The organism is Streptomyces sp. NBC_01003, assembly GCF_045162695.1.
In the GTDB taxonomy this organism is placed as follows: domain Bacteria; phylum Actinomycetota; class Actinomycetes; order Streptomycetales; family Streptomycetaceae; genus Streptomyces.
This window is the reverse complement of the sequence record NZ_CP108707.1, coordinates 1,158,362-1,180,551: the sequence shown is the minus strand read 5'-3', so window position 1 is coordinate 1,180,551 and position 22,190 is coordinate 1,158,362. Positions and strand designations below refer to the sequence as shown.

The 22,190-nt window shown below is 71.5% G+C and carries 19 protein-coding genes; 6 read left to right on the top strand and 13 right to left on the bottom strand.

What is annotated here, in order from left to right:
* Position 1: 1 nt before the first annotated feature.
* On the top strand, positions 2–949 hold the full coding sequence (locus OG698_RS05635; RefSeq protein ID WP_406101796.1) for an alpha/beta hydrolase: 948 nt from the start codon (positions 2–4) through the stop codon (positions 947–949).
* A gap of 53 nt (positions 950–1,002) precedes the next feature.
* The gene (locus OG698_RS05630) at positions 1,003–2,481 is read left to right on the top strand and encodes an amidase (RefSeq protein WP_406101794.1); all 1,479 of its coding nucleotides are present in this window, start codon (positions 1,003–1,005) and stop codon (positions 2,479–2,481) included.
* A 356-nt stretch (positions 2,482–2,837) separates the two neighbouring features.
* Here OG698_RS05630 and OG698_RS05625 read toward each other — a convergent pair whose 3' ends face one another.
* The 7 genes from OG698_RS05625 to xylB all read right to left on the bottom strand — a co-directional run bounded on the left by OG698_RS05625 (position 2,838) and on the right by xylB (position 12,072).
* Entirely contained in the window at positions 2,838–4,361 is a 1,524-nt protein-coding gene (locus tag OG698_RS05625; RefSeq protein ID WP_406101792.1) for an aldehyde dehydrogenase family protein, read from the bottom strand.
* 54 nt (positions 4,362–4,415) lie between these two features.
* Complete coding sequence (locus OG698_RS05620; RefSeq protein WP_406101790.1) at positions 4,416–5,714, bottom strand: GAF domain-containing protein; 1,299 nt, start codon at positions 5,712–5,714, stop codon at positions 4,416–4,418.
* A 157-nt stretch (positions 5,715–5,871) separates the two neighbouring features.
* A complete protein-coding gene (locus OG698_RS05615; RefSeq protein ID WP_406101789.1) occupies positions 5,872–6,468 on the bottom strand; it encodes an N-acetylmuramoyl-L-alanine amidase in 597 nt (198 codons plus the stop codon).
* 89 nt (positions 6,469–6,557) lie between these two features.
* Complete coding sequence (locus OG698_RS05610) at positions 6,558–7,589, bottom strand: acetamidase/formamidase family protein (protein ID WP_329566319.1); 1,032 nt, start codon at positions 7,587–7,589, stop codon at positions 6,558–6,560.
* The gene (locus tag OG698_RS05605) at positions 7,586–9,103 is read right to left on the bottom strand and encodes an APC family permease (RefSeq protein WP_406101787.1); all 1,518 of its coding nucleotides are present in this window, start codon (positions 9,101–9,103) and stop codon (positions 7,586–7,588) included. The genes OG698_RS05610 and OG698_RS05605 overlap by 4 nt, the downstream gene beginning before the upstream one ends.
* A gap of 247 nt (positions 9,104–9,350) precedes the next feature.
* Positions 9,351–10,556, bottom strand: coding sequence for an ROK family protein (locus OG698_RS05600; RefSeq protein WP_383083006.1), 1,206 nt, complete (start codon positions 10,554–10,556; stop codon positions 9,351–9,353).
* A 76-nt stretch (positions 10,557–10,632) separates the two neighbouring features.
* Positions 10,633–12,072, bottom strand: coding sequence for a xylulokinase (gene xylB / locus OG698_RS05595; RefSeq protein ID WP_406101785.1), 1,440 nt, complete (start codon positions 12,070–12,072; stop codon positions 10,633–10,635).
* Positions 12,073–12,238: 166 nt separating this feature from the next.
* On the opposite strand from xylB, the gene xylA reads away from it, so the two are divergent.
* Positions 12,239–13,405, top strand: a complete 1,167-nt coding sequence (gene xylA / locus OG698_RS05590; protein ID WP_406101784.1) for a xylose isomerase — start codon at positions 12,239–12,241, stop codon at positions 13,403–13,405.
* A gap of 195 nt (positions 13,406–13,600) precedes the next feature.
* Complete coding sequence (locus OG698_RS05585) at positions 13,601–14,050, top strand: GNAT family N-acetyltransferase (protein ID WP_406110863.1); 450 nt, start codon at positions 13,601–13,603, stop codon at positions 14,048–14,050.
* A 31-nt stretch (positions 14,051–14,081) separates the two neighbouring features.
* On the opposite strand, the gene OG698_RS05580 is transcribed toward OG698_RS05585, so the two are convergent.
* From OG698_RS05580 to OG698_RS05555, 6 genes are all read right to left on the bottom strand, one after another.
* Entirely contained in the window at positions 14,082–15,476 is a 1,395-nt protein-coding gene (locus tag OG698_RS05580) for an NADP-dependent succinic semialdehyde dehydrogenase (protein ID WP_406101783.1), read from the bottom strand.
* A gap of 91 nt (positions 15,477–15,567) precedes the next feature.
* A complete protein-coding gene (locus OG698_RS05575; protein ID WP_406101782.1) occupies positions 15,568–16,032 on the bottom strand; it encodes an NUDIX domain-containing protein in 465 nt (154 codons plus the stop codon).
* Between the two features lie 18 nt (positions 16,033–16,050).
* Positions 16,051–17,580, bottom strand: a complete 1,530-nt coding sequence (locus OG698_RS05570; RefSeq protein ID WP_406101781.1) for an MFS transporter — start codon at positions 17,578–17,580, stop codon at positions 16,051–16,053.
* A 105-nt stretch (positions 17,581–17,685) separates the two neighbouring features.
* On the bottom strand, positions 17,686–18,972 hold the full coding sequence (locus OG698_RS05565) for a cation:proton antiporter (protein WP_406101780.1): 1,287 nt from the start codon (positions 18,970–18,972) through the stop codon (positions 17,686–17,688).
* 4 nt (positions 18,973–18,976) lie between these two features.
* Positions 18,977–19,447: a cation:proton antiporter regulatory subunit gene (locus OG698_RS05560; RefSeq protein ID WP_406110861.1), complete on the bottom strand. Its 471-nt coding sequence runs from the start codon at positions 19,445–19,447 to the stop codon at positions 18,977–18,979.
* A 121-nt stretch (positions 19,448–19,568) separates the two neighbouring features.
* A complete protein-coding gene (locus tag OG698_RS05555) occupies positions 19,569–21,110 on the bottom strand; it encodes an ATP-dependent DNA ligase (protein WP_406101779.1) in 1,542 nt (513 codons plus the stop codon).
* Positions 21,111–21,307: 197 nt separating this feature from the next.
* Between OG698_RS05555 and OG698_RS05550 the strand changes: the two genes are divergently transcribed.
* Positions 21,308–21,391, top strand: a complete 84-nt coding sequence (locus OG698_RS05550) for a putative leader peptide (RefSeq protein ID WP_351255852.1) — start codon at positions 21,308–21,310, stop codon at positions 21,389–21,391.
* Between the two features lie 228 nt (positions 21,392–21,619).
* A complete protein-coding gene (ssuE, locus tag OG698_RS05545; RefSeq protein WP_406101778.1) occupies positions 21,620–22,180 on the top strand; it encodes an NADPH-dependent FMN reductase in 561 nt (186 codons plus the stop codon).
* Positions 22,181–22,190 lie beyond the last annotated feature (10 nt).

The window sequence follows — 22,190 nt, the reverse complement described above, 5'->3', positions numbered from 1 at the left end:
CGTGCCTCTGGACCCGGACATTGCCGCGTTCTTGCGAAGGCTCCAGCAACTCGGCGCCCCAGAACCAGGGGAGAACGCTGTTGCACGGGCCAGAGCCCGGCTGCGGGCGCTGACCGCCGACCACCTCGACCAGGCCGCAAAGCCCGAGGTCGCGACGGTGACCTCGACGGTGCTGGCGGATTCCGTCCCGGCCCGCGTCTACCGGCCGCATGCCACGACGCCCGTGCCAACGGTGGTGTACCTGCACGGCGGCGGCTGGGTGGCCGGCGACCTCGACACACACGACGTGCACGCCCGGAACCTGTGCCGCGACCTCGACGCCGTCGTGGTGAGCGTCGACTACCGGCTCGCGCCCGAGCATCGTTTCCCCGCCGCGGTCGAGGACGCTTACGCCGCCCTGACCTGGGTCGCGCGGCACGCGGACGCGTTCGGCGGCGACCCTGCCCGGCTGGTCGTCGGCGGCGACAGCGCCGGAGCGACGCTGTCCGCCGTGTGCGCACAGCAGGCCCACGCCGACGGACTGTCGCTCGCCGCCCAACTCCTGGTCTACCCCAGCACGGACATGTCCGGCGCTTACCCGTCGCGGGCCGAGAACGGCGAAGGCTACTTCCTCACCACCACAGAACTGCACTGGTTCTTCGAGCAGTACCTCGGCGTCAGCCCCTCCGATCCTGCCTCCGCCGCGTTCGGCGCCGACCCGCGGGTCGCACCCCTGCGGGCGAAGGACCTGTCCGGGCTCGCTCCGGCCGTCGTGGCCACCGCGGAGTACGACCCGCTGCGTGATGAGGGAGACGCGTACGCCGAAGCGCTGCGGGGCGCCGGCGTACGCGTCGCGCACCGGCGGTTCGACGGCCTCGTCCACGGCTTCTACGGCATGGACCACCTCAGCCCTGCCGCAGGGGAGGCGACGGCCTGGATCAACGCCGCGCTCAAACGACTGCTCGGCTGACAGCCCCTACCCACCCTCGTCCGTGAAGTCCCTTTATCCGTAAGGAAGTCCGTATGAACCCGAACGACGCCGGTGCCGATCTCGCCTACCTCAGCGCCACCGAGGCGCGACGGCTCTTCGACGCCGGCGAGCTCTCCCCGGTGGAGCTGATGCACGCGGTCATCGCCCGCGCGGAACAGACCGAACCGGTCGTCAACGCCTTCACCGAGCAGCTCTTCGACGAGGCACTCCAACAGGCCCGGCACGCCGAGGACCGCTTCCTCGGCAAGGGCGGCCTGACGCCGCGCCCGCTGGAAGGCATCCCGGTCGCCACCAAGGAGAAGCACGCCATCGCCGGGCGTTCCCTCACCGAGGGCTCCCTCGTCAACGTCGGCAACACCGCGACCGAGAACGCCCCGGTCATCGACCGGATCCTCGACGCGGGCGGCATCGTCCACGCCCGCACCGCCACCCCCGAGTTCTCCATCGCCACCTTCACCCACAGCCGCCTGTGGGGCGTCACCCGCAATCCGTGGAACCCCGACTTCACCCCCGGCGGCTCGTCCGGCGGCGCGGGCGCCTGCCTCGCCGCCGGTACCGCGCTGCTCGCCTCCGCCTCCGACATCGGCGGCTCGACCCGCATCCCCGCCGCCTTCACCGGCACCGTCGGGTACAAGGCCCCGTACGGCCGGATACCCGGCGTCGCACCGCTGTCCGCCGACCACTACCGCGGGGACGGCCCCATGGCACGCACCGTCGACGACTGCATCACCTTCGCCAACGTCCTGGCAGGCCCCGACCCGCGCGACCACGTGTCGCTGCGCCCGAAACTCGTCCTGCCGACCGAGTACGACGCGGTCGCCGGGATGCGCATCGCCCTGTGCCTGCGCCTGGGTGCCTACGACGTCCACCCGGAGATCGAGGCCAACACCCGCGCCGTCGCCAGCGCCCTCACCGACGCGGGCGCGATCGTCGAGGAGATCGAACTCCCGTGGACCAAGGACGACCTCCTCATCAGTGCCGCCGCACACTTCTCCACGATCTTCGGCGCCCTCGTCCGCGAGATCGAAGCCGAGCACCGCGACCGGATGTCGCCGTACGCGGCAGCCTTCGCCGACACCATGGCCGTCGCCCGTGAGCAGGTCACCTACCTCGACGGCCTGCGCGTCGAGACCCGGCTGCAGCGCGAACTGGCTGAGGCGATTGCCCCCTTCGACGCCCTGATCTGTCCGACCACGGCCGTTCCGGGACTGCCCGCCGGAGACGATCTCCTGGGGCGTCTGGTGGTGAACGGCGAGGACCACGGCGAGCCGCTGTGGGCGACCATGACGCTGCCCTTCAACATCAGCAACCGCTGCCCCGTCCTCAACGTGCCAAGCGGCCACTCCAGTTGGGGCCTTCCGACCGGCGTCCAGATCGTCGGCCACACCTATGACGACCCGACCGTCTTCCGCATCGGCAAAGCCGTAGAGCAACTCCGCACCTGGGCATACACCCCGAACCGCCGACCGAGCGTCCAGCCGACGCCTCTCGTACAGTCAGCCACTGACTGATCGTCGGTCCGTCCTGACCAGGCACTGAGCCTTTCCAGCCTGCTTTCCGAGCTTGCTCGTTGGGCTGACAATGTGGAGAAGCCAGTCCTCGCGGTGCTCAACGACCTCGAGACCACCCGAGAGCCCACTGCCGTGTGATCGCGCCCGTCACCCGACGTCGTCTCGCACTTCTTCGCATGCTTCGCCCCGCCGAGGGCGATGCAACGTAGCGACCCAGCTGGTCCGTGACTGGTCCACGGCGCGCGCAGATTCGCGGCGAACGGGTCCGGAAGGTTGCTGAATGGTCACGGATAGGGGCTGCGGGGCTGTGGGTGCCTGGAAGGGTAAAGCTCCCTCCAGGCACCCAACTTGAGGCTCTAGAAGAACCCAAGTTTCTTAGGGCTGTATGAACAAAGAACGTTCTTCGTCTGCTGGTAGTGCTCCAGCATCATCTTGTGGTTCTCGCGGCCGATGCCCGACTGCTTGTAGCCGCCGAAGGCGGCGTGGGCCGGGTACGCGTGGTAGCAGTTCGTCCAGACTCGGCCCGCCTGGATCGAACGGCCCGCGCGGTAGGCCGTGTTGATGTCCCGGGTCCACACGCCCGCGCCGAGGCCGTACAGCGTGTCATTGGCGATTTTGATGGCGTCGTCGTAGTCGGCGAAGGAGGCGACCGAGACGACCGGGCCGAAGATCTCCTCCTGGAAGATCCGCATGCGGTTGTTGCCTTCGAAGATGGTGGGCTGGACGTAGTAGCCGCCCGCCAACTCGCCGTCGTATTCGATGCGCTGACCGCCCGTCAGGACCTTGGCGCCCTCCTGCTGGCCGATGTCCAGGTAGGAGAGGATCTTCTGGAGCTGGTCGTTGGACGCCTGGGCGCCGATCATCGTGTCGGTGTCGAGCGGGTTGCCCGGCCTGATGGCCTCCGTGCGCGCGATCGCCGCGTCGAGGAACTCGCTGTAGTGGCCCTGCTGGATCAGCGCCCGCGAGGGACACGTGCAGACCTCGCCCTGGTTGAGGGCGAACATCGTGAAGCCCTCGAGGGCCTTGTCGCGGAAGTCGTCGTCCTTCGCCCACACGTCGTCGAAGAAGATGTTCGGCGACTTGCCGCCGAGTTCGAGGGTGACCGGCTTGATGTTCTCGGACGCGTACTGCATGATCAGCCGGCCCGTCGTCGTCTCGCCGGTGAACGCGACCTTCGCCACGCGCGCGCTGGACGCGAGCGGCTTGCCCGCCTCCACGCCGAAGCCGTTGACGACGTTCACGACGCCCGGCGGCAGCAGGTCGGCGACCAGGCTCAGCCAGTAGTGGATGGACGCCGGGGTCTGCTCTGCGGGCTTGAGGACCACCGCGTTGCCCGCCGCGAGGGCCGGGGCCAGCTTCCAAGTGGCCATCAGGATCGGGAAGTTCCACGGAATGATCTGCGCCACCACGCCGAGCGGCTCGTGGAAGTGGTACGCGATCGTGTCGTCGTCGATCTCGCTGAGCGAGCCCTCCTGGGCGCGCAGGGCGCCGGCGAAGTAGCGGAAGTGGTCGATGGCGAGCGGGATGTCGGCGGCGAGCGTCTCGCGGACCGGCTTGCCGTTCTCCCAGGTCTCGGCGACCGCCAGCTTCTCGAGGTTCGCCTCCATCCGGTCGGCGATCTTGAGAAGGATGTCGGCGCGCGCGGTGGGCGACGTACGGCCCCAGGCGGGCGCGGCGGCGTGCGCCGCGTCGAGGGCGCGCTCGACGTCCGCCTCGGTGCCCCTGGCGATCTCCGTGAACGGCTTCCCGTTGACCGGGCTCGGGTTCTCGAAGTACTGGCCGAGGGCCGGCGGCACGTACTCGCCGCCGATGAAGTGGTCGTAGCGGGCCTGGTAGGAGACGACTGAGCCGTTGGTACCGGGCGCTGCGTAAAGGGTCATCTTGGCTGGCCTCCCGTGCGAGCCGCCCGCCGTTGGGCAGCTTTCGCACGGAGGCTAGGCGCGCGGACGTTGCAGATAGGTTGCGTACGACGTCGGGGGGCCGGGCGCGGCCTGCTCCGCGTCGAGTTCCCTGAGGCGGGCAAGCACGGACGGCGCGGGGCGCACCGTGGCCAGCGCCCGCCACACGTCGAGGTCCTCCTCGCCCCACGGTGCGTGCGCCCAGTCCGCCAGCAGGTCGGGGTCGCCACGCGCGATGAGCGCGGCACGGATCTCGTCGGTGAGCCTGCGCCGTATACGAACGACGGCAGGGGCCTGCGAGCCGGGCAGCAGCGGTCCGCCGAACGCGGCGGCGGCCGCCGTCACCGCGCCCGTCCCCAGGCGCCGCTCGACCGCCCCGAAGTCGGACTCGACGGGCGCCGCCAGGCGGTAGGGGCGCGAGCCGAGGATGTCGGGGCCGAGTACCCGGCGCAGGCGCGCCAGTTCGGCCCGCAGCGTCACAGGTGTGACCGACTCGTCCTCGTACAGGGCGCACAGCAGCTCGTCGCCGGTCAGGCCCTCCGGGTGGCGGGCCAGCAGGACGAGGATCTCGCTGTGCCGGCGGCTGAGGCGGATCTTGCGTCCGCCGCTCGTGATGAGGAGCGCCTCGTCCCGGCCGAGCGCGGTGAGCCGGAGGCTGTCCGCGTCCGAAGGCGGCGGCGCGAGCAGCGCCAGCTGGGACTCCGCCGCACGAGCCACCGCCTGCACGAACGCCAGGCTGTGCGGATGGGCAAGCCCGTCCCCGCCCGTGATGTCGACGGCGCCGAGCAGCCGCCCCGAACGCGGATCGTGCACGGGGGCCGCCGCGCAGGTCCACGGCTGGACACGCCGGATGAAGTGCTCGGCGGCGAACACCTGGACGGGCCGGTCGACCGCCACGGCCGTGCCCGGCGCGTTCGTCCCCATCGCCGTCTCCGACCAGCGCGCGCCCGGCACGAAGTTCATCTTCCCCGCCCGCTGCCGCGTCGTCCGGTCGCCCTCGACCCACAGGAGCCTGCCGTGCGCGTCACACACGGCGAGCAGATGCTCGCCGTCCTGGGCGAACGTGCCCATGAGTTCACGGAACAGCGGCATGACGCGGGCCAGCGGATGCTCGGCGCGGTACGCCCCGAGGTCGCCGTCGCTCAGCTCTACCGACGCCGAGGCGTCCGGGCTGACGTGCGCTCCGGCGGAGCGCCGCCAGGAATCGGCCACCACGGAGCGCACCGGGCGGGACACGGTCCCCGCGGCGGTGAACGTCTCGTGCGCGCGGCGCAGGACCCGTACCCGCTCGGACGGATCGGTGCCCGGCTCCAGGGCCACCCATGGATCGGTCAAATCGGCCTCCCCGGCGGGCGATGCGGCGGTGCATCGCTGTGGGGACATCGTCGCGCCGGGGACGCATACGGACAAGCGTCCCGACACTGATCCGCACGGATGCGTCACAGTGCGTGCGCGCCGGGCAGGCCGACCCCGCTGCGCTCCTGGCCACCACTCAGGCGAAGTTGACCATCCTGATGTAGCGGGACCAGTCCCAGTACGGGCCCGGGTCGGTGTGGTCCGTGCCGGGGACCTCGTAGTGCCCGAGGATGTGCTGGCGGTCCATGGGTATGCCGTACTTGGCGCAGATCGCGGCGGTCAGATTGGCCGACGACTGGTAGAGCGCGTCGGTGAAGTACTCCGGCTGATCGACCCAGCCCTCGTGCTCGATGCCGATGCTTCGGGTGTTGTAGTCCCAATTCCCGGCGTGCCAGGCGATGTTGCGCTCGCGGACGCACTGGGCGATGTGGCCGTCGGACGAGCGGACCACGTAGTGCGCGGAGACCTTCTTGGCCGGGTTCTGGAAGATGGCCAGGGCGTCGGCGTACGTCTCCTGGGTCACGTGGATGATCACGTAGTTCAGGGGATAGCTGGTGGGGCGGCTGGACGCCGTGTAGTTGGAGGTGCTGGCAGGGACGGACTCGGCGCCCGGATAGTCGACGGCCTGCGCCCCGGCGGAGGCGCGGGCGGCGGGGAGCAGTGCTGCGGGCACGGCGGCGAGCGCGCCGGCCTGGAGTAACCGGCGCCGGCTCGGAAGTGGCCTTCGGTCCATGACTGGTCTGCCTCTCTGGTGGGGACGGTGGGGCAGGGCTTTGTCTGCGAACTGCGAACTGCGAACTGCGAACAGCGAGCGGTGGGTCGTCAGAAGGTGCGGTGGTCCGGGCGGGGGAGCGTCGCGGCGACGTCCCTCAAGTGCGCGTGCAGCCCGCGATGCGTCTCCCGTGCCGGCAGCCACTCCTTACGGAGCTTCGCCACGCACGTGTAGTTCGTGTCGCAGACGTTGGCGAGCGGCGACTCGACGGTCTGCGAGGCGAACTGGTAGGCGTCCAGCTCACTGAAGCCGTAGTCGCGCTCCAGCCAGCGCACCAGGTCGAGTTGGGATATCCGGAACGCGTCCTCGAGAGGCCGCGCCGACCCGGTCGAGATGATGTGCGTGTCCGACTCGATGCGCGGCCACGGCGTCGCGACCCCCTTGAGGAGCTCGACGATCACGACGGTCCGCATGGCGCACTCGACGGCGACGCCGCACGTCTCGCCCTCGCCCTGTCGCGCGTGCCCGTCGCCGAGGCTGAGCAGCGCGCCCTCGACGTTCACCCCGAGGTAGCACGTGACGCCCGCCCGCATTTCCGGCGAGTCCATGTTGCCGCCGTGCGCGTCCGGGACGAGGGCCGAGCGGACCTCGAGGTTCGCCGGTGCCACGCCGACCGTTCCGTGCATCGGGTCCATCGGCAGCTCGACCTGGAGGTCGCTGTCGTGCGCAGTGAACCGGGCGGTGCGTCGCTCCCGGTCGAGGTGCCACATCCATACGACCTCGGGCAGCGGCGGCTGGAGCGTGGCCGTGGTGTGGGTGGACGTGAGTGCGCCGAAGAGCGGGACTGTCGTGGACGCCGCCCAGTCGCGGGCCGGCTCGACGGAGACGAAGTGCACCGCGACCGTGTCGCCGGGTTCGGCGCCCTCGATGTGGAAGGGCCCGGTCTGCGGATTGAGGAACGGGAACTCGCACACCTGCGACACCAGGTCCTTCTCGGACCGCACCCGCCCGTCGAAACAGTCCTCCGTGTAGAGGTCCAGGACCGTGCCCGGCGCGATCCGGGCGACGGGCGGCGCGCCGCCGAACGTGTAGGCGTACTCGCCCGGTTCGGGCCGCACGGTCAGGATCCTGGGGTCGTTCATCGCTGTGCCGCTCCGCTCTGTGAGGTGGGTGCGTCAGGGTCCGAGCCCGGGTCCGGTGCTCCGTCCGGTGCGTCGTCGTCGAGATGGACGCGTCCGGTCTCCGCTATACGTTCCGGATGGCGCCGCAGGAGCACCGCGAGCACCACGACCCCCGCGAGCATCCACACGGCGACGACCGGGCCCGCGTAAGAAACCGGCGCCGTCAGCTCCGACACGAAGTCGAAGACCGGCAGGCCCGCGGCCGTCAGCAGCGCGGGCACGAAGGCGACGATGCCGAGGAGCGGGAGGACGAGATGGCGCACCGGGCGCAGCACGGAGCGACCGCGCCGCAGGAAGTACCCGGCACAGGCGAGGTTCGCCACGATGTACACACCGATGATGACCGTGACGATCACCGTCGCCAGGAGCAGGAACGCCGTCACCGGGTCGTAGGCGAAGCCGAGCCCGAGCATCGCCGCGACCGCGACGACGAACTGGACGGCGACGCCGGTGACGGGGGAGCGGCGCACCGGGTGCAGGCGCGCGAATCCGCTCGGGAAGACGCCGATCCGGCCGAGGGCGAACGCCGTGCGTGTCGAGACGTTGGCGCACGCGTTGGCGTTCGCGATCGTCGAGTTCACCACCGCCAGGAACACCAGGACCCAGAAGAGGCCGAACGAGGCGCGGGCCACGCCCTCCCACGACGCGGCGCCCTCCGCTCCGAACGTCGCGAACCTGCCGGGCCCGAAGTACACCGACATCGCGTACGTCGTCAGTACGTAGAAGAGCCCGATCGCCAGGGCCGCCCCGAGGACGGCCCGGTGCATGGTGCGCCGTGGGTCGCGGGTCTCCTCGGCGAGGGGCGCCGCCGCCTCGAACCCGGCGAACGCCAGCACCGTGTACACCGAACCGGCGAAGACGCCGCTCCAGCCCTCGTACCCCTGCGCCGAGTGCGAAGTGCCGAACACCGAAAGGGTGTTGTCGCTGCCCGCCTTCGAGATCAGCAGGATCGCGAAGGCCAGGAAGACGACGACTTCGAAGGCGCCGAGCACCGTCCCGAAGCGGGCCGACGCACGCACTCCGAAGTAGCCTGCCACGGCGATGATCCCGGCTCCGGCGAGCGACCACGGCCACCACAGGTCCGCCGGGTACGACGACCACTCGTTGTGCAGCGTCCCGGCTGTGGTGAAGCCCAGTTGCAGCAGAAGCAGAGGCGGCACAAGGGCCTCGACGAACACATAGCCCCAGCCGACGAGGAAACCCACGCTCGGATGGAGGCCGCGCGCGGCGTACGTCGATACGGAGCCGGCCGCGGGCAGTTCGCGTGCCAGCTCCGCCACGCACGACGCGGTGAACAGGCAGGCCACCAGCGCGATCAGCACGGACAGCGGCAGACTGCCGCCCGCGAACGCCGTACCCGCCGGGATCGAGGCGGCGACCGCGGCCGCCGGCGCCATCGCCGTGATGCTCTGGAACAGGACCTCGCGCAGCCCGATCGCCCCGCGCCGCAGTCCCGTTCCGTTCTGAACGTCCACCCCCGACACCTGAATCCCCCGATCCACGTGACCGCGCCACCGCGCCCAGGCGATGGCGTCCCGCGTGAATTACGTTAAGGGCCTTGACGGTTGGGGCGGAAGAGGGCGCGGCGCGCCTGTGGATAACTCGCCGATTGTGAACAACCGCACGTCAGAGGTCCGAACCTCTGGCACTTCGCGCGCCACGGCGCAGGCGTCCACGCGACCCGCGCGCCACGGCCCGGGGCTCCGGACGGCCAGCGGCGTCCTACACGCTCGCCGCCACCGGATCGTCGAGCACCGCCCGCACCACAGAGTGCGCCGCACCCAGCAGAGGGCCGTCCGACCCCAGGCGCGACACCGTCACCCCGTCGGCCGGCGTCGCCGTCCGGCGCGTCAACTCCCGTTCCAGCGCGGGAAGTAGCCACGGCGCGAGCCGCGACAGCGCCCCGCCGAGCACGACCGCCCGAGGGTCGAGGAGGTTCACTGCCCCCGTCAGCGCGATGCCCATGGCGGCCCCGGCCCCGCGCAGCGCCCGCCGCGCATCCGTGTCCCCTGCCGCGGCGCGCTCGGCGAGCAGCCCCACCCGGTCCTCGCCGGGGCCGAGGCCCGCCGCGCGCAGCACGGCCTCCTCGCCCGCGTACTGCTCCAGGCAGCCGCGCCCTCCGCACGGGCACGCCGGACCCTCCGGGCGGACCGGAACGTGCCCCAACTCGCCCGCGAATCCACGGGTTCCGCGCAGCAGCTTGCCGTCGACGACGAGTGCCGCGCCGATGCCGATCTCGGCCGAGACGTGCAGGAAGTCGGCGGGGGTCTCCTCGCCGAGCCAGAGCTCGGCGAGGGCCCCGAAATTCGCCTCGTTGTCGACGCTCAGCGGCAGAACGGACCGTGGCTCGGTCGGTGTCGGCAGCAGCGCGGAGACGTCCGTGTCGTGCCAGTCCAGGTTGGGCGCCCGGACCACCGTATGCGTGCCGCGCGCGACCAGGCCCGGCACCGCGACCGCGAGGCCCGCCGGGCGCAGCCCCTCCCGTTCGGCACGTGCCGTCACCTCCCGGATCAGCACGGACAGTTCCTTGAGGACGGGGCCGGGCGCGCGCCCGCGGTTGGCGACGCGGCGCACGGCACGCGCGCGTACCCCGCCGCTCAGATCGACCGCGCACACCGCGAGATGGTCGACACCGACCTCGGCCCCGATCCCGGCGGGACCGCTGCGGCTGACGACGAGCGCCGAGCCGGGACGCCCGACCCTGCCGGGCCGCTGCGGGCCGAGCTCCTCGATCAGACCCGACCGGATCAGTTCGTCGACGAGCGTCGACACCGCGGCCCTGGTCAGCCCGATGTGCTGGGCGACCGTGGCCCGCGACAACGGTCCGTCCGTGGCGACGGCGTGCATGACCCGCGAGAGGTTGCGCCGGCGCATGCCCTGCTGGGTGTCGGGCGTGCCGGGCCGGGGCTCGTGCAGTGGTGCGGTCATGCCTCCGGACGCTCCCATGGGGTCGGGCCGGCGCACGCGGCCGTCGGCCTTCCTGGATCCTCGGTCGGCGGGGTGGTCAGCGCGGGCCCCTGTCCAGGAGCGGGGCCGCGTCGGAGAGTACCCCGGAGATCCGCGCCAGCGCCGCCGCGTCCTGCTCCACAGGATCCAGAACAGGCCCCTGCGCCGTTCCCCAGCGCCGCGCCACCGCCGCCGGATCCTCCCCGGTCAACAGCCCGGCGGCCTGCGCCGCGGCGCCGAGCGCGACCAGCTCGCGGGCCTCGGGCACCTGCACGGCACGGCCCGAGAGCCGTCGTACGGTCTGCTGCCAGGCCGTTCCCCGGGCGCCGCCCCCGATGAGCAGCAGCGGCACCGACAGGTCGGCGTCAGCGTCGAGGACGAGGTCGAGCGCGCCCAAGAGCGCGTGGACGGCGCCGTCGTAGGCGGCCTGCAGGAGCTGGCCTCCCGTGGTGTCGTGCCGCAGTCCGTGCAACAGCCCAGAAGCGTTCGGCAGATCGGGGGTGCGCTCGCCGTCCAGGTACGGCAGCAGCGTGATGTCGCCGCCGGGTTCCACGGCCTCGCGGTCCAGGCCGAGCAGCGCGGCGACCCGGTCGACGGCCAGCGTGCAGTTCAGGGTGCATGCGAGTGGCAGCCAGTCGCCGCGCGCGTCGGCGAAGCCGGCGACAGTGCCGGTCGGGTCCGCGGGGCGGCGCCGCGACACCGCGTACACCGTGCCGGACGTGCCTAGGCTGAGGACCGGGGTGCCGGGCCGGAGTCCGAGGCCGAGGGCGGCCGCCGCGTTGTCGCCCGTGCCCGCGGCCACCAACGTCCCCCTGGAGAACGGCAGTTCACCCGAGCCGTGGACCGTACCGGCCACCTCTCCGGGACGCACGACCCGGGGGAGCAGCGCCGGATCGAGCCCCACGCGCGCGAGGATGTCGTCGTCGTACGACTCCGTGGCCGAGGCCCACCAGCCCGTGCCCGAGGCGTCGCCCCGGTCCGTCGTGCCGTCGCCGGTCAGCCGCTGAGTGAGGTAGTCGTGCGGCAGCCGCACAGCGGCCGTGGCGCGTACGGCGTCCGGCTCGTGCTCGGCCAGCCAGGCCCACTTGGTGACGGTGAACGAGGCCCCGGGCACACTGCCCACCCGCTCGGCCCACGCCTTGGGGCCGCCCATCTCGTCGATGAGGCGGCGGGCCTGGGGCGCCGAGCGCACATCGTTCCAGAGCAGCGCGGGACGTACCGGCCGGCCGGCGGCGTCGAGCGTGACGAGACCGTGCTGCTGACCGCCGACCGACACTGCCGAGGCCCGGTGCGCCGCGTCACCGCACTGGCGCAGCGCCTCGCACAGCGCGGTCCACCACTGCTCGGGGTCGCTCTCGCGGCCCTGCCCCGAGCTGACCGTGTGGGGTGCCTGACCGCTCGCCACGACCGCGCCCGTGGCGGCGTCGACGACCAGGGCCTTCGTGGACTGCGTGGAGCTGTCCACCCCGACGACGAGTGGTCCATCGGCTGATGACATCCGGCTCTCCCGTTCCCGACAAGACGATTTCGTGGCTGTCCGAAGTACATGTGCGACAGAGCGTTCACCCAATGCTCTCCCGATATGCCTCTTCCCAGCGACGTGTCCGCATACTAATTTGTAAAGTGCCATGACGAAATAGGCGTGACTGGCGAGGAGCCGCAACATGACGTACCGACCCACCCCCGACGACAAGTTCAGCTTCGGCCTGTGGACGGTCGGCTGGCAGGGGCGCGACCCGTTCGGCGACGCCACCCGCGCCGCCCTCGACCCGGCCGAGTCCGTGCGGCGCCTGGCCGACCTCGGCGCCTACGGAGTGACGTTCCACGACGACGACCTGATCCCCTTCGGGGCCTCGGACACCGAGCGCGAGTCGCACGTCAAGCGCTTCCGCCAGGCCCTCGACGCCACCGGCCTGATCGTCCCGATGGCCACCACGAACCTCTTCACGCACCCAGTCTTCAAGGACGGCGCGTTCACCGCGAACGACCGAGACGTGCGCCGGTACGCCCTGCGCAAGACCATCCGCAACATCGATCTCGCCGTCGAACTCGGCGCGAAGACGTATGTCGCCTGGGGCGGCCGCGAAGGCGCCGAGTCGGGCGCGGCCAAGGACGTACGGGCTGCCCTCGACCGGATGAAGGAGGCCTTCGACCTGCTCGGCGAGTACGTGGTTCAGCAGGGCTACGACCTGAGGTTCGCGATCGAGCCGAAGCCGAACGAGCCGCGCGGCGACATCCTCCTGCCCACTGTCGGCCACGCCCTCGCCTTCATCGAGCGCCTGGAGCGGCCCGAGATGTACGGCGTGAACCCGGAGGTGGGCCACGAGCAGATGGCGGGGCTCAACTTCCCGCACGGCATCGCCCAGGCGCTGTGGGCGGGCAAGCTCTTCCACATCGACCTCAACGGCCAGACGGGCATCAAGTACGACCAGGACCTCCGCTTCGGCGCGGGCGACCTGCGCTCGGCGTTCTGGCTGGTCGACCTGCTGGAGAGCGCCGGGTACGAGGGGCCGCGGCACTTCGACTTCAAGCCGCCGCGCACGGAGGACTACGACGGGGTGTGGGCGTCGGCCGAGGGCTGCATGCGCAACTACCTCATCCTGCGCGAGCGTGCGGCGGCGTTCCGGGCCGACCCGGAGGTTCAGGAGGCGCTGCGCGCCTCGCGGCTCGACGAGCTGGTGCGGCCCACCGCCGCCGACGGTCTGTCGGGGCTGCTCGCCGACGCGAGCGCCTTCGAGGGCTTCGACGTGGAGGCGGCCGCCGCCCGCGGCATGGCCTTCGAGCGCCTCGACCAGCTGGCGATGGACCACCTGCTGGCGGCCCGCGGCTGACCGTCACGCGCGCGTAGTGCCCGGTTCGGCCCCCGCGTGCGGGGGCCGAACCTCAGCCGTTGCCCCCGGTCGGCGCACCGGGACGTACGTGGCCTCTGTGATACTTCGGCGATGGACACACGCACGACGGAGTACGCGGAACCGCCTGGTCAGGAGCGTTCCGAGGCAGGCCCGCCGCCCCGCGTCCGGTGGGAGCTGAGGGCTGCCGGGCCCGCCGACGTGGAGCCGATCGCCGAGCTGCGCGCCGTTGTCATGCGACCGGACCTGGTGCGCCTCGGCCGCTATGACGAGCACCGGGTCCGGCAGCGGCTGCGCGACACCTTCTCCGAGCGGTACACCTCCGTCGTCCTGGCCGACGACGCGTTCGCGGGCAGCGTCACGATGCGCCCGTCGCCGTCCGGCGGCCAGTGGATCGAGCACTTCTACCTCGCCCCGGAACACCAGGGTCGAGGCCTCGGCACGGCCGTCCTGCGCGTACTGCTCGACCGGGCCGACGCGGCGGGCGAGACCGTACGCCTGGACGTTATCCAGGGCAGCGCGGCCCGCCGCCTCTACGAGCGCCACGGCTTCACCCTCGAATCGGAGGACCCGATCGACGTGTTCATGGTGCGTGCCCCACGGGGCATGCCAGAGGGCCGCACCTGAACCCTGACCTCAGGGGCATGGCGCGGACCGTTCAGGCCCCGACCCACACCGTAGTGATGTTGCAGAACTCGCGGATTCCGTGGGCCGAGAGCTCCCTGCCGTAGCCGGAGCGCTTGACGCCGCCGAACGGGAAGGCCGGGTGTGAGGCTGTCATTCCGTTGACGTAGACGCTGCCCGCCTCGATGTCGCGGGCGAAGCGGTCGATCTCCGCCGCGTCATGTGTCCACACGTTGGAACTCAGCCCGAACGGTGTGTCGTTGGCCAGGGTCACGGCCTCGTCCAGGTCGCCGACGCGGTACAGCGTGGCGACCGGGCCGAAGGTCTCCTCGCGGTGGATGCGCATGTCCTCCGTGATGTCGGTGATGACCGTCGGCTCGTAGTACCAGCCGCTCTTGGCGTATGCCTCCGGGCGCTGCCCGCCGCACAGCACCGTCGCGCCGCACTCCACGGCGTCGTCCACGAGTTCTTCCAGGTCGGCGCGGCCCTGCTCGCTGGCGAGCGGCCCGACGTCGGTGTTCTCGTCCATCGGGTCGCCCACCCGCAGGGCCCGCATCCCGGAGACGAACAGCTCGGCGAACTCGTCGTACACGTCCGTGTGCACGATGAACCGCTTCGCCGCGATGCAGGACTGCCCGTTGTTCTGCGCCCGGGCCGTCACAGCGACCTTCGCTGCCTTCGCCACGTCGGCCGACGGCAGTACGACGAACGGGTCGCTGCCGCCCAGCTCGAGGACTGTCTTCTTGACCTCGTCGCCCGCGATCGAGGCGACGGAACGTCCCGCCGGCTCGCTCCCGGTCAGCGTCGCCGCCACGACCCGCTCGTCCCGCAGCACGCCCTCGACCGCGCGGGAACCGATGAGCAGCGTCTGGAAACACCCGTCGGGGAACCCGGCCCTGCGGAACAGGTCCTGGAGGTAGAGCGCGGTCTGCGGCACGTTCGACGCGTGCTTGAGCAGCCCTACGTTGCCTGCCATCAGGGCGGGCGCGGCGAACCGTACGACCTGCCACAGCGGGAAGTTCCAGGGCATCACGGCGAGGACGATGCCCAGTGGCCGGTAGCGCACATGGGCGCTGACCGCGCCGGAGTCCTCCACGTCCTTGGCCGAGGGGTGCTCGTCGGCGAGGAGCTCCTGCGCGTGCTCCGCGTACCAGCGCATCGCCTTCGCGCACTTCGCGGCCTCCGCGCGGGCCGCCACGACGGGCTTGCCCATCTCGGTGGTCATGACGCGCGCGATGTCGTCACGGTCCGCGTCGAGCAGGTCCGCGGCGGCGTGGAGCAGCCGGGCCCGTTCGAAGAACGTGGTGGTGCGGTACGTGCGGAACGTGCCGGCGGCGAGAAGGAGCCGGTGCTCGATCTCCTCGTCGGTCAGGGCGTCGTACGTCTTGAGCGTCTCGCCGTTCGCGGGGTTGACCGTCGCGATGGGCATGGGGGTGACCTCCTCTGCGCGGTGCTTCGACCTTGCCGCGCCACGTCGCGCCGCGCAACGCGGACGCACCGTGTACCCGGTGGCGCGGTCGTCAGACGCGCTCGGCGAGCCGGTCGAGGAAGACGGTCTGCGCCTGCACCACAAGGGGGCGCGCCGCGTCGAGCCCGAGCCAGGCCGCGCGGTCCAGCTCGGGGAACTCGGCCATGCCCCCCGAGCCCTTCGGCCACTCCATCGTGAACGTGCCGGGCACGAAGCCGTCCAGGTCGAGGTCGCCCTCCACGGCCCACACGGTGACGTGCTTGCCGCCGGACTGCACGGTGTCGCCGAGCGGCACCGGCGTGCCGTCCGGCGGGGCAAGGCCCAGTTCCTCCTGGAACTCCCTGCGCGCCGCCGCCCACGGCTCCTCGTCGTCCTCGTACTCGCCCTTCGGCACGGTCCACGCCCCGGCGTCGCGCCGCTCCCAGAACGGGCCGCCCATGTGTCCGAGCAGCACCTCGGTACCGGCGGCCGTGCGCCGGAACAGGAGCAGGCCCGCGCTCTGCTTCTTGTACGCCATGGCACCAGTGTCGGCGCGCTACATGTGAACGGCTCCCTCCGCGCGGCCCTCCGAGTACTGCGCGGGGGCGCCGCGGCGGTAGAGCACGAACGTCACGACGAGGCCGACCGCGAAGAACAGCGCCGACCACCGGTACGCGGTCGAGTAGCTCTCCATGGCCGCCTGCGCCTGGGTCTGCGGACCGGGCGGCCTGCCGACCAGATAGCTCGCCGCCGCGCTCGTGGCCAGCGTGTTGAGCAGGGCCGTACCGATCGAACCGCCCACCTGCTGGCTGGTGTTGACCATGGCTGACGCGACGCCCGCGTCGTGTGCGGCGACTCCCGCCGTCGCCATGCTCATCGCCGGGGCGAAGACCAGGCCGAGACCGAGGCCGGCCACGAGCAGCGGCGGCAGCACATGGGCGGCGTAACTGCTGTGCAGGTCGAGTGCGGTGAGCCAGGCCATGCCGGCCCCGGCGAGCCCCATGCCGAGCGGCACGATCGGTTTGGGCCCGAGCTTCGGTACGAGGTAGTTGGTCGTGACCACGGAGACGACGACCATGACGGAGACCATCGGCAGGAACGCGAGGCCGGTCCTGACCGGCGAGTACAGCAGGATCTGCTGGAGGTAGTAGGTCAGGAACAGGAACACGCCGAACATGCCCGCGCCCGAGATGAACATGGCGAGGAACGACGCCCCGCGGTCCCGGTCCAGGATGACCCGCAGCGGCAGCAGTGGGTGCGGGGCCCGTGTCTCCCACCAGCCGAACGCCATGAGCAGGACCGCGCCGACGAGGAGGAACCCCCAGGTCTGCACGTCGCCCCACTCGTGCGTCTCGGCGTTCGAGAAGCCGTAGACGATGCAGAACAGACCGGCAGAGACGAGGATCGTGCCCGGCACGTCGAGTTCGGGCCGGTCAGCGGGAGCGCCCGCGTGCAGCAGTCTGGCTCCGCCCACCATGGCGACCACGGCGAAGACGAGGTTCACGTACAGGCACCAGCGCCAGTCCAGGTACTCGGTCAGCACGCCGCCGAGGAGCAGGCCGACGGCGCCGCCCGCGCCCGCGATCGCGCCGTAGATCCCGAACGCCTTCGCGCGCTCGCGCGGGTTGGTGAACGTCGTCGTCAGAAGCGACAGCGCGGCCGGTGCGAGCAGCGCGCCGAACAGGCCCTGCAACGCCCGCGCTCCGACCAGCATGCCGAAGCCCGTGGCCGCTCCGCCCAGAGCGGAGGCCGCCGCGAAGCCGGCGAGCCCCGCCATGAAGACGATCTTGCGGCCGACGAGGTCCGCGATGCGCCCGCCGAGGAGCAGCAGGCTGCCGAAGGCGAGCGCGTAGGCCGTGACGATCCACTGCCGGTTGCCGTCGCTGAATCCGAGGTCCTGCTGTGCGGACGGCAAGGCGATGTTCACGATGGTGGCGTCCAGGACGACCATGAGCTGCGCGATGCCGATCACCGCGAGGATCCACCAGCGGTGCTCGTGCCGGCCGCCTCCCGCATGGGGTTGCACGGGTGCGGGTGGCGCGGAAGCGGCGGTGGATACAGGTGTGCAATAGGGCGGGCGATCCATGGTGCCTCCAGAAGCCCCCCAAGGTCTCTGACGCGCCCGCCCCACGCTAAAGGCCCCCGCTCCGGGCGGCGACCTGGATGGTCGACGACCGGGCGGGTGACCGGATCAGGACGAGGAGTTCGAGGCCCGCCCGGACTGCGCCTCCGCCTCGGGGCCGACCGGATCCTGCGCGTCCCGCGGCGCGGGCACGATCCCCGCACCGGCGGTGACCGCCACGGCCGGTGCGTCGCCGCGCTGCCGCCACCGCGACACGCGCACGGCGACGGGCTCGGTGAAGCGCGCCGTCAGCGGTCCGACGATGACGAGGATCAGGACGTACGCGGTCGCCAGCGGACCGAGCCTGGGCTCGATCCCGGCCGTGACCGCCAGGCCCGCGATGACGATGGAGAACTCGCCGCGCGCCACGAGAGCGCCGCCGGCACGCCAGCGGCCCTTGACGGAGATCTTCGCCCGCCGCGCCGCCCAGTAGCCGGTCGCGATCTTCGTGCAGGCCGTGACGACCGCGAGAGCGAGCGCCGGAAGCAGGACCGGCGGAATGCTCGCGGGGTCGGTGTGCAGGCCGAAGAAGACGAAGAACACGGCGGCGAACAGGTCGCGCAGCGGCAGCAGCAGTGAGTGGGCGCCTTCGGCGACCTCACCGGACAGGGCGATGCCGACGAGGAACGCGCCGACCGCCGCCGACACCTGGAGCTGCTGCGCGATCCCCGCGACCAGGATCGTCAGGCCGAGCACCACCAGGAGCAGCTTCTCCGGGTCGTCGCTGGAGACGAACCGGGAGATGAGACGGCCGTACCGCACGGCGAGGAACAGGACGAGGCCGGCGGCCCCGAGCGCGATGGCCAGGGTGACACCGCCCGCCGCCCAGCCGACACCGGCGAGCAGCGCCGTGATGATCGGCAGATAGACCGCCATCGCCAGGTCCTCGAGGACCAGGATGCTGAGGATCACCGGGGTCTCCCGGTTGCCGACCCGGCCGAGGTCGCCGAGCACCTTGGCGATCACACCCGATGACGAGATCCACGTGACACCGGCGAGGACGACGGCCGCCACCGGGCCCCAGCCCATCAGCAGCGCGGCCGCGGCGCCCGGCAGCGCGTTGAACGCGCAGTCGACGAGGCCCGCCGGGTACTGCGTCTTGAGGTTGCTGACGAGATCGCTGGCCGTGTACTCCAGGCCCAGCATCAGCAGCAGCAGGATGACGCCGATCTCGGCGCCGATCGCCACGAACTCCTCGCTCGCGCCGAGCGGGAGCAGCCCGCCCTCGCCGAACGCGAGGCCCGCGAGGAGGTAGAGGGGGATGGGTGAGAACCGGAACCGCCCGGCGAATCTGCCCAGGAGGCCGAGCGCGAGGATGATCGCCCCGAATTCGATGAGGAACACCGCGGAGTGCATCCGATCACTCCCTTCCGAGTATCGTCGCCGCCGCTTCCACGCCTTCGCGGGTGCCGATGACGATCACGGTGTCCCCGCCGGCGAGCCGGAAGTCGGGGGTGGGCGACGGGATCGCCTCGGCGCGCCGCAGCACGGCCACGATCGAGGCGCCGGTCTCTGTGCGCAGCTGCGTCTCGCCGAGCAGGCGCCCGTTCCAGTGCGAGGTCGCGCCTATCTCGATGCGCTCGGCGACGAGGCCCAGGTCGGTGGTGTGCAGCAGGTTCGGGCTGTGGTGGGACGGCATCAGCGCGTCGATCAGCGCGGCCGCCTCACCGGACGTCAGCTTCAGCGACAGGTCGCAGGCGTCCGGGTCGTCGGTCCGGTAGGCGCTCAGGGTGCGCCCGCCGTCCCGGTGCGCGACCACCGACACCTGGCGTCGGTCGCGGGTGGTCAGGTCGTACCGGAAGCCGATCCCCGGCAGTGGCGTGCGGCTCAGACGTGAAGCGGGCACAGCTCTCCCCTGTCCGTGCTTGTCCTGGGTGATGCATGGCGCCTGCAGGTACCGGGCGTCGTGTGTCACCCTATCGGCCCCAATATTTGGCAAAGAAACGGTCTTGTCACGGGGCTGGGTGCGCGGCGAGCACCGACTCGACCGTGTCCGCGTCCTCGGCCGTCTTGTCCTCGCGGTACCGCACCACGCGAGCGAAGCGCAGCGTGACGCCGGCCGGGTAGCGGGTGGACTTCTGCAGACCGTCGTAGGCGATCTCCACGACCAACTCGGGCCGGACCGTGACGACATGCCCGTCGTCGCTCGTGGCCAGCTCCCGCAGCCGCTCCGTCTGCCAGGCGAGCAGCGCGTCCGTGAGCCCCTTGAACGTCTTGCCCAGCATCGCGAAGGAGCCGTCCGGCCTGCGCGCACCGAGGTGCAGATTCGACAGCTTGCCCGTACGGCGGCCGTGCCCCCACTCCGCCGCGAGCACCACCAGGTCCAGTGTGTGTACGGGCTTCACCTTCAGCCAGGACGCGCCGCGCCGCCCCGCGCTGTACGGAGCGTCGAGCCCCTTCACGACGACGCCCTCATGACCGCGGCGCAGGGCGTCGGCGAAGAACGCGTCGGCCGCCGCACGGGCCGCCGCGTCCTCCCCGTCCGGAACGACGACGTGGCGCACCCGCATCACCTTCGGCACCAGCCGTGCCAGGCGCGCGTGGCGCTCGGCGAACGGCAGATCGAGCAGCTCGTCCCCGCCCGTGTACAAGACGTCGAAGAACACCGGCACCACGGGTACGGACCCGGCGGCCGTCACCACGTCCAATCGCGAACCCACACGGCTCGCGATCTCCTGGAACGGGCGCGGCCGGCCGTCCCCGTCGAGCGCGATGACCTCCCCGTCGAGGATGAAGCGGTCCCCGTCGAGCCCGGCGGCCACGGCCGTGACCTCGGGCAGCCGGTCGGTGATGTCGTCGAGCGTGCGCGTGTAGACGCGTACGGCGTCGCCGTCGCGGTGGACCTGTACGCGGATGCCGTCCAGCTTCTCCTCCACCGCGCACGCCCCGAGCTTGTCCACGGCCGCCCCGACCGAGGGAGCGCTGTGCGCCAGCATCGGGAACACCGGGCGCCCGACAGTCGGTCGGAACTCGCCCAGCGCGTCCGGGCCCTCGCTCAGCAGGGCCTGCGCCACCACCTGGAGCGACCCGGTCAGCATCACTGCGCGCCGCATCTCCTCCGGCGGCGCGCCGGTCGCCTGCGCCAGCCCCTCCAGAGCCACCGCATCGAGCGCCCCCTGCCGCACCTCGCCGGTGAGCAGACCGAACAGGAACCGCTGCTCGTCCTCGGTCGCGGCGCCCATCAACTCCCCGACGAGACGGGTCCGTTCGGCCTGCGACCCGGCGCCTGCCACGTCGCCGAGGGCGGTCAGCGCGGCGTCGACGTCCTGGACCGTCAGCCGGGGCTGCGCGGCCGGCGCCACCGGGTCGCGCAGCACCCGCCACCCGATGCCGAGACGCCCCTGCGGGAGGCGTCCCGCCAGGTAAGGGATCACGATCGGTACGTCGTCCGGCTCCGCCGCCCGGAAGAGCTCGGCGAGCAGCGCGATCTTCCGCGACCGCGCCCTGGTGGCCGCGACCTCCTGGGACACCTGTGCGAGCCGGGAGAACAGCATGCAGCCATCGTGCACCGGGTCGCGACGCGGCGCACGAGGGTACGCGCTCCCGCCGATAAACCGCACTCACCAAGGGATTCCCCAAAGGGGCGCGCCCTTCGTGTCCATTCTCCCGTCATCGGAAGTCCGTTCCGCGATGCGAGACCGGCACGGAGATTTCTTGACTGGCGTGACGCGCCCCTGGTTGGATCGGTGGCATGAACACGAGACTGGACCTCACGCGGCGACGCCATGTCGACCTCGCGCGCGTCTCCAGCTCCTTCTGTTGCCGCGCCCTCTGACGAGCCATACGCGCCCCGGCGACCAGGCCGCCTCCGCGGCGACCGCCATCGTCGAACCTCCACCGTGCCGATCGATTTCCGCACGGCTTCCCACCGCACCGCACTGAACCGCACCGCGTATTCGGCATGCGCGAATTCCTGAATTTCGGCACTCCTGCGTTTCCTGCGTTCGCGCCTTTCGCAGTGCCCGCATTCCACGTGCCGAATTCCAGTCCGAAGGGTCCCGTCATGGGCACCGTCCTCTCCATTTCCGGAAGTCCCTCCGCCACCTCCCGCACGGCGCGACTCCTGCGCCACCTCGACGCGCGGCTCGAAGCGCAGGGCCACGACGTCATAGCGCTCGACGTCCGCACCCTGCCCGCCGAGGCGCTCCTCGGCGCGGACTTCGCCCATCCGGCCATCGTCGAGGCGACCGAGCTCCTCGCCCGCGCCGACGGGGTCGTCGTCGCGACGCCCGTCTACAAGGCCGCGTACTCCGGGCTCCTCAAGGCACTCCTCGACCTGCTGCCGCAGTACGGACTCGACGGCAAGACCGTGCTGCCGCTCGCCACCGGCGGCACCACCGCCCATGTCCTCGCCCTCGACTACGCGCTGCGGCCCGTCCTCAACTCCATGGGCGCCGACCACATCGTCCAGGGGTGGTTCACGCTCGACAAGGACATCACGGTCGCCCCGGACGGCACGGTCGGCGTCGCGCCGGGGTCGGCCGAGGCGCTCAGCCGCGTCGTCGACCAGTTCTCCGGCGCGCTCACGTGCACCGCGAGGCCCCTGCTCGCCGCGGCGAGCTGACCCGTCGACT

What these genes read in the sequence shown, in the direction of transcription:
- OG698_RS05630 (WP_406101794.1), top strand. Translation starts at nt 1,003, where the DNA reads ATGAACCCGAACGACGCCGGTGCCGATCTCGCCTACCTCAGCGCCACC.
- OG698_RS05625 (WP_406101792.1), bottom strand. Translation starts at nt 4,361, where the DNA reads ATGACCCTTTACGCAGCGCCCGGTACCAACGGCTCAGTCGTCTCCTAC.
- OG698_RS05615 (WP_406101789.1), bottom strand. Translation starts at nt 6,468, where the DNA reads ATGGACCGAAGGCCACTTCCGAGCCGGCGCCGGTTACTCCAGGCCGGC.
- OG698_RS05610 (WP_329566319.1), bottom strand. Translation starts at nt 7,589, where the DNA reads ATGAACGACCCCAGGATCCTGACCGTGCGGCCCGAACCGGGCGAGTAC.
- OG698_RS05600 (WP_383083006.1), bottom strand. Translation starts at nt 10,556, where the DNA reads ATGACCGCACCACTGCACGAGCCCCGGCCCGGCACGCCCGACACCCAG.
- xylB (WP_406101785.1), bottom strand. Translation starts at nt 12,072, where the DNA reads ATGTCATCAGCCGATGGACCACTCGTCGTCGGGGTGGACAGCTCCACG.
- xylA (WP_406101784.1), top strand. Translation starts at nt 12,239, where the DNA reads ATGACGTACCGACCCACCCCCGACGACAAGTTCAGCTTCGGCCTGTGG.
- OG698_RS05580 (WP_406101783.1), bottom strand. Translation starts at nt 15,476, where the DNA reads ATGCCCATCGCGACGGTCAACCCCGCGAACGGCGAGACGCTCAAGACG.
- OG698_RS05575 (WP_406101782.1), bottom strand. Translation starts at nt 16,032, where the DNA reads ATGGCGTACAAGAAGCAGAGCGCGGGCCTGCTCCTGTTCCGGCGCACG.
- OG698_RS05570 (WP_406101781.1), bottom strand. Translation starts at nt 17,580, where the DNA reads ATGGATCGCCCGCCCTATTGCACACCTGTATCCACCGCCGCTTCCGCG.
- OG698_RS05565 (WP_406101780.1), bottom strand. Translation starts at nt 18,972, where the DNA reads ATGCACTCCGCGGTGTTCCTCATCGAATTCGGGGCGATCATCCTCGCG.
- OG698_RS05555 (WP_406101779.1), bottom strand. Translation starts at nt 21,110, where the DNA reads ATGCTGTTCTCCCGGCTCGCACAGGTGTCCCAGGAGGTCGCGGCCACC.
- OG698_RS05550 (WP_351255852.1), top strand. Translation starts at nt 21,308, where the DNA reads ATGAACACGAGACTGGACCTCACGCGGCGACGCCATGTCGACCTCGCG.
- ssuE (WP_406101778.1), top strand. Translation starts at nt 21,620, where the DNA reads ATGGGCACCGTCCTCTCCATTTCCGGAAGTCCCTCCGCCACCTCCCGC.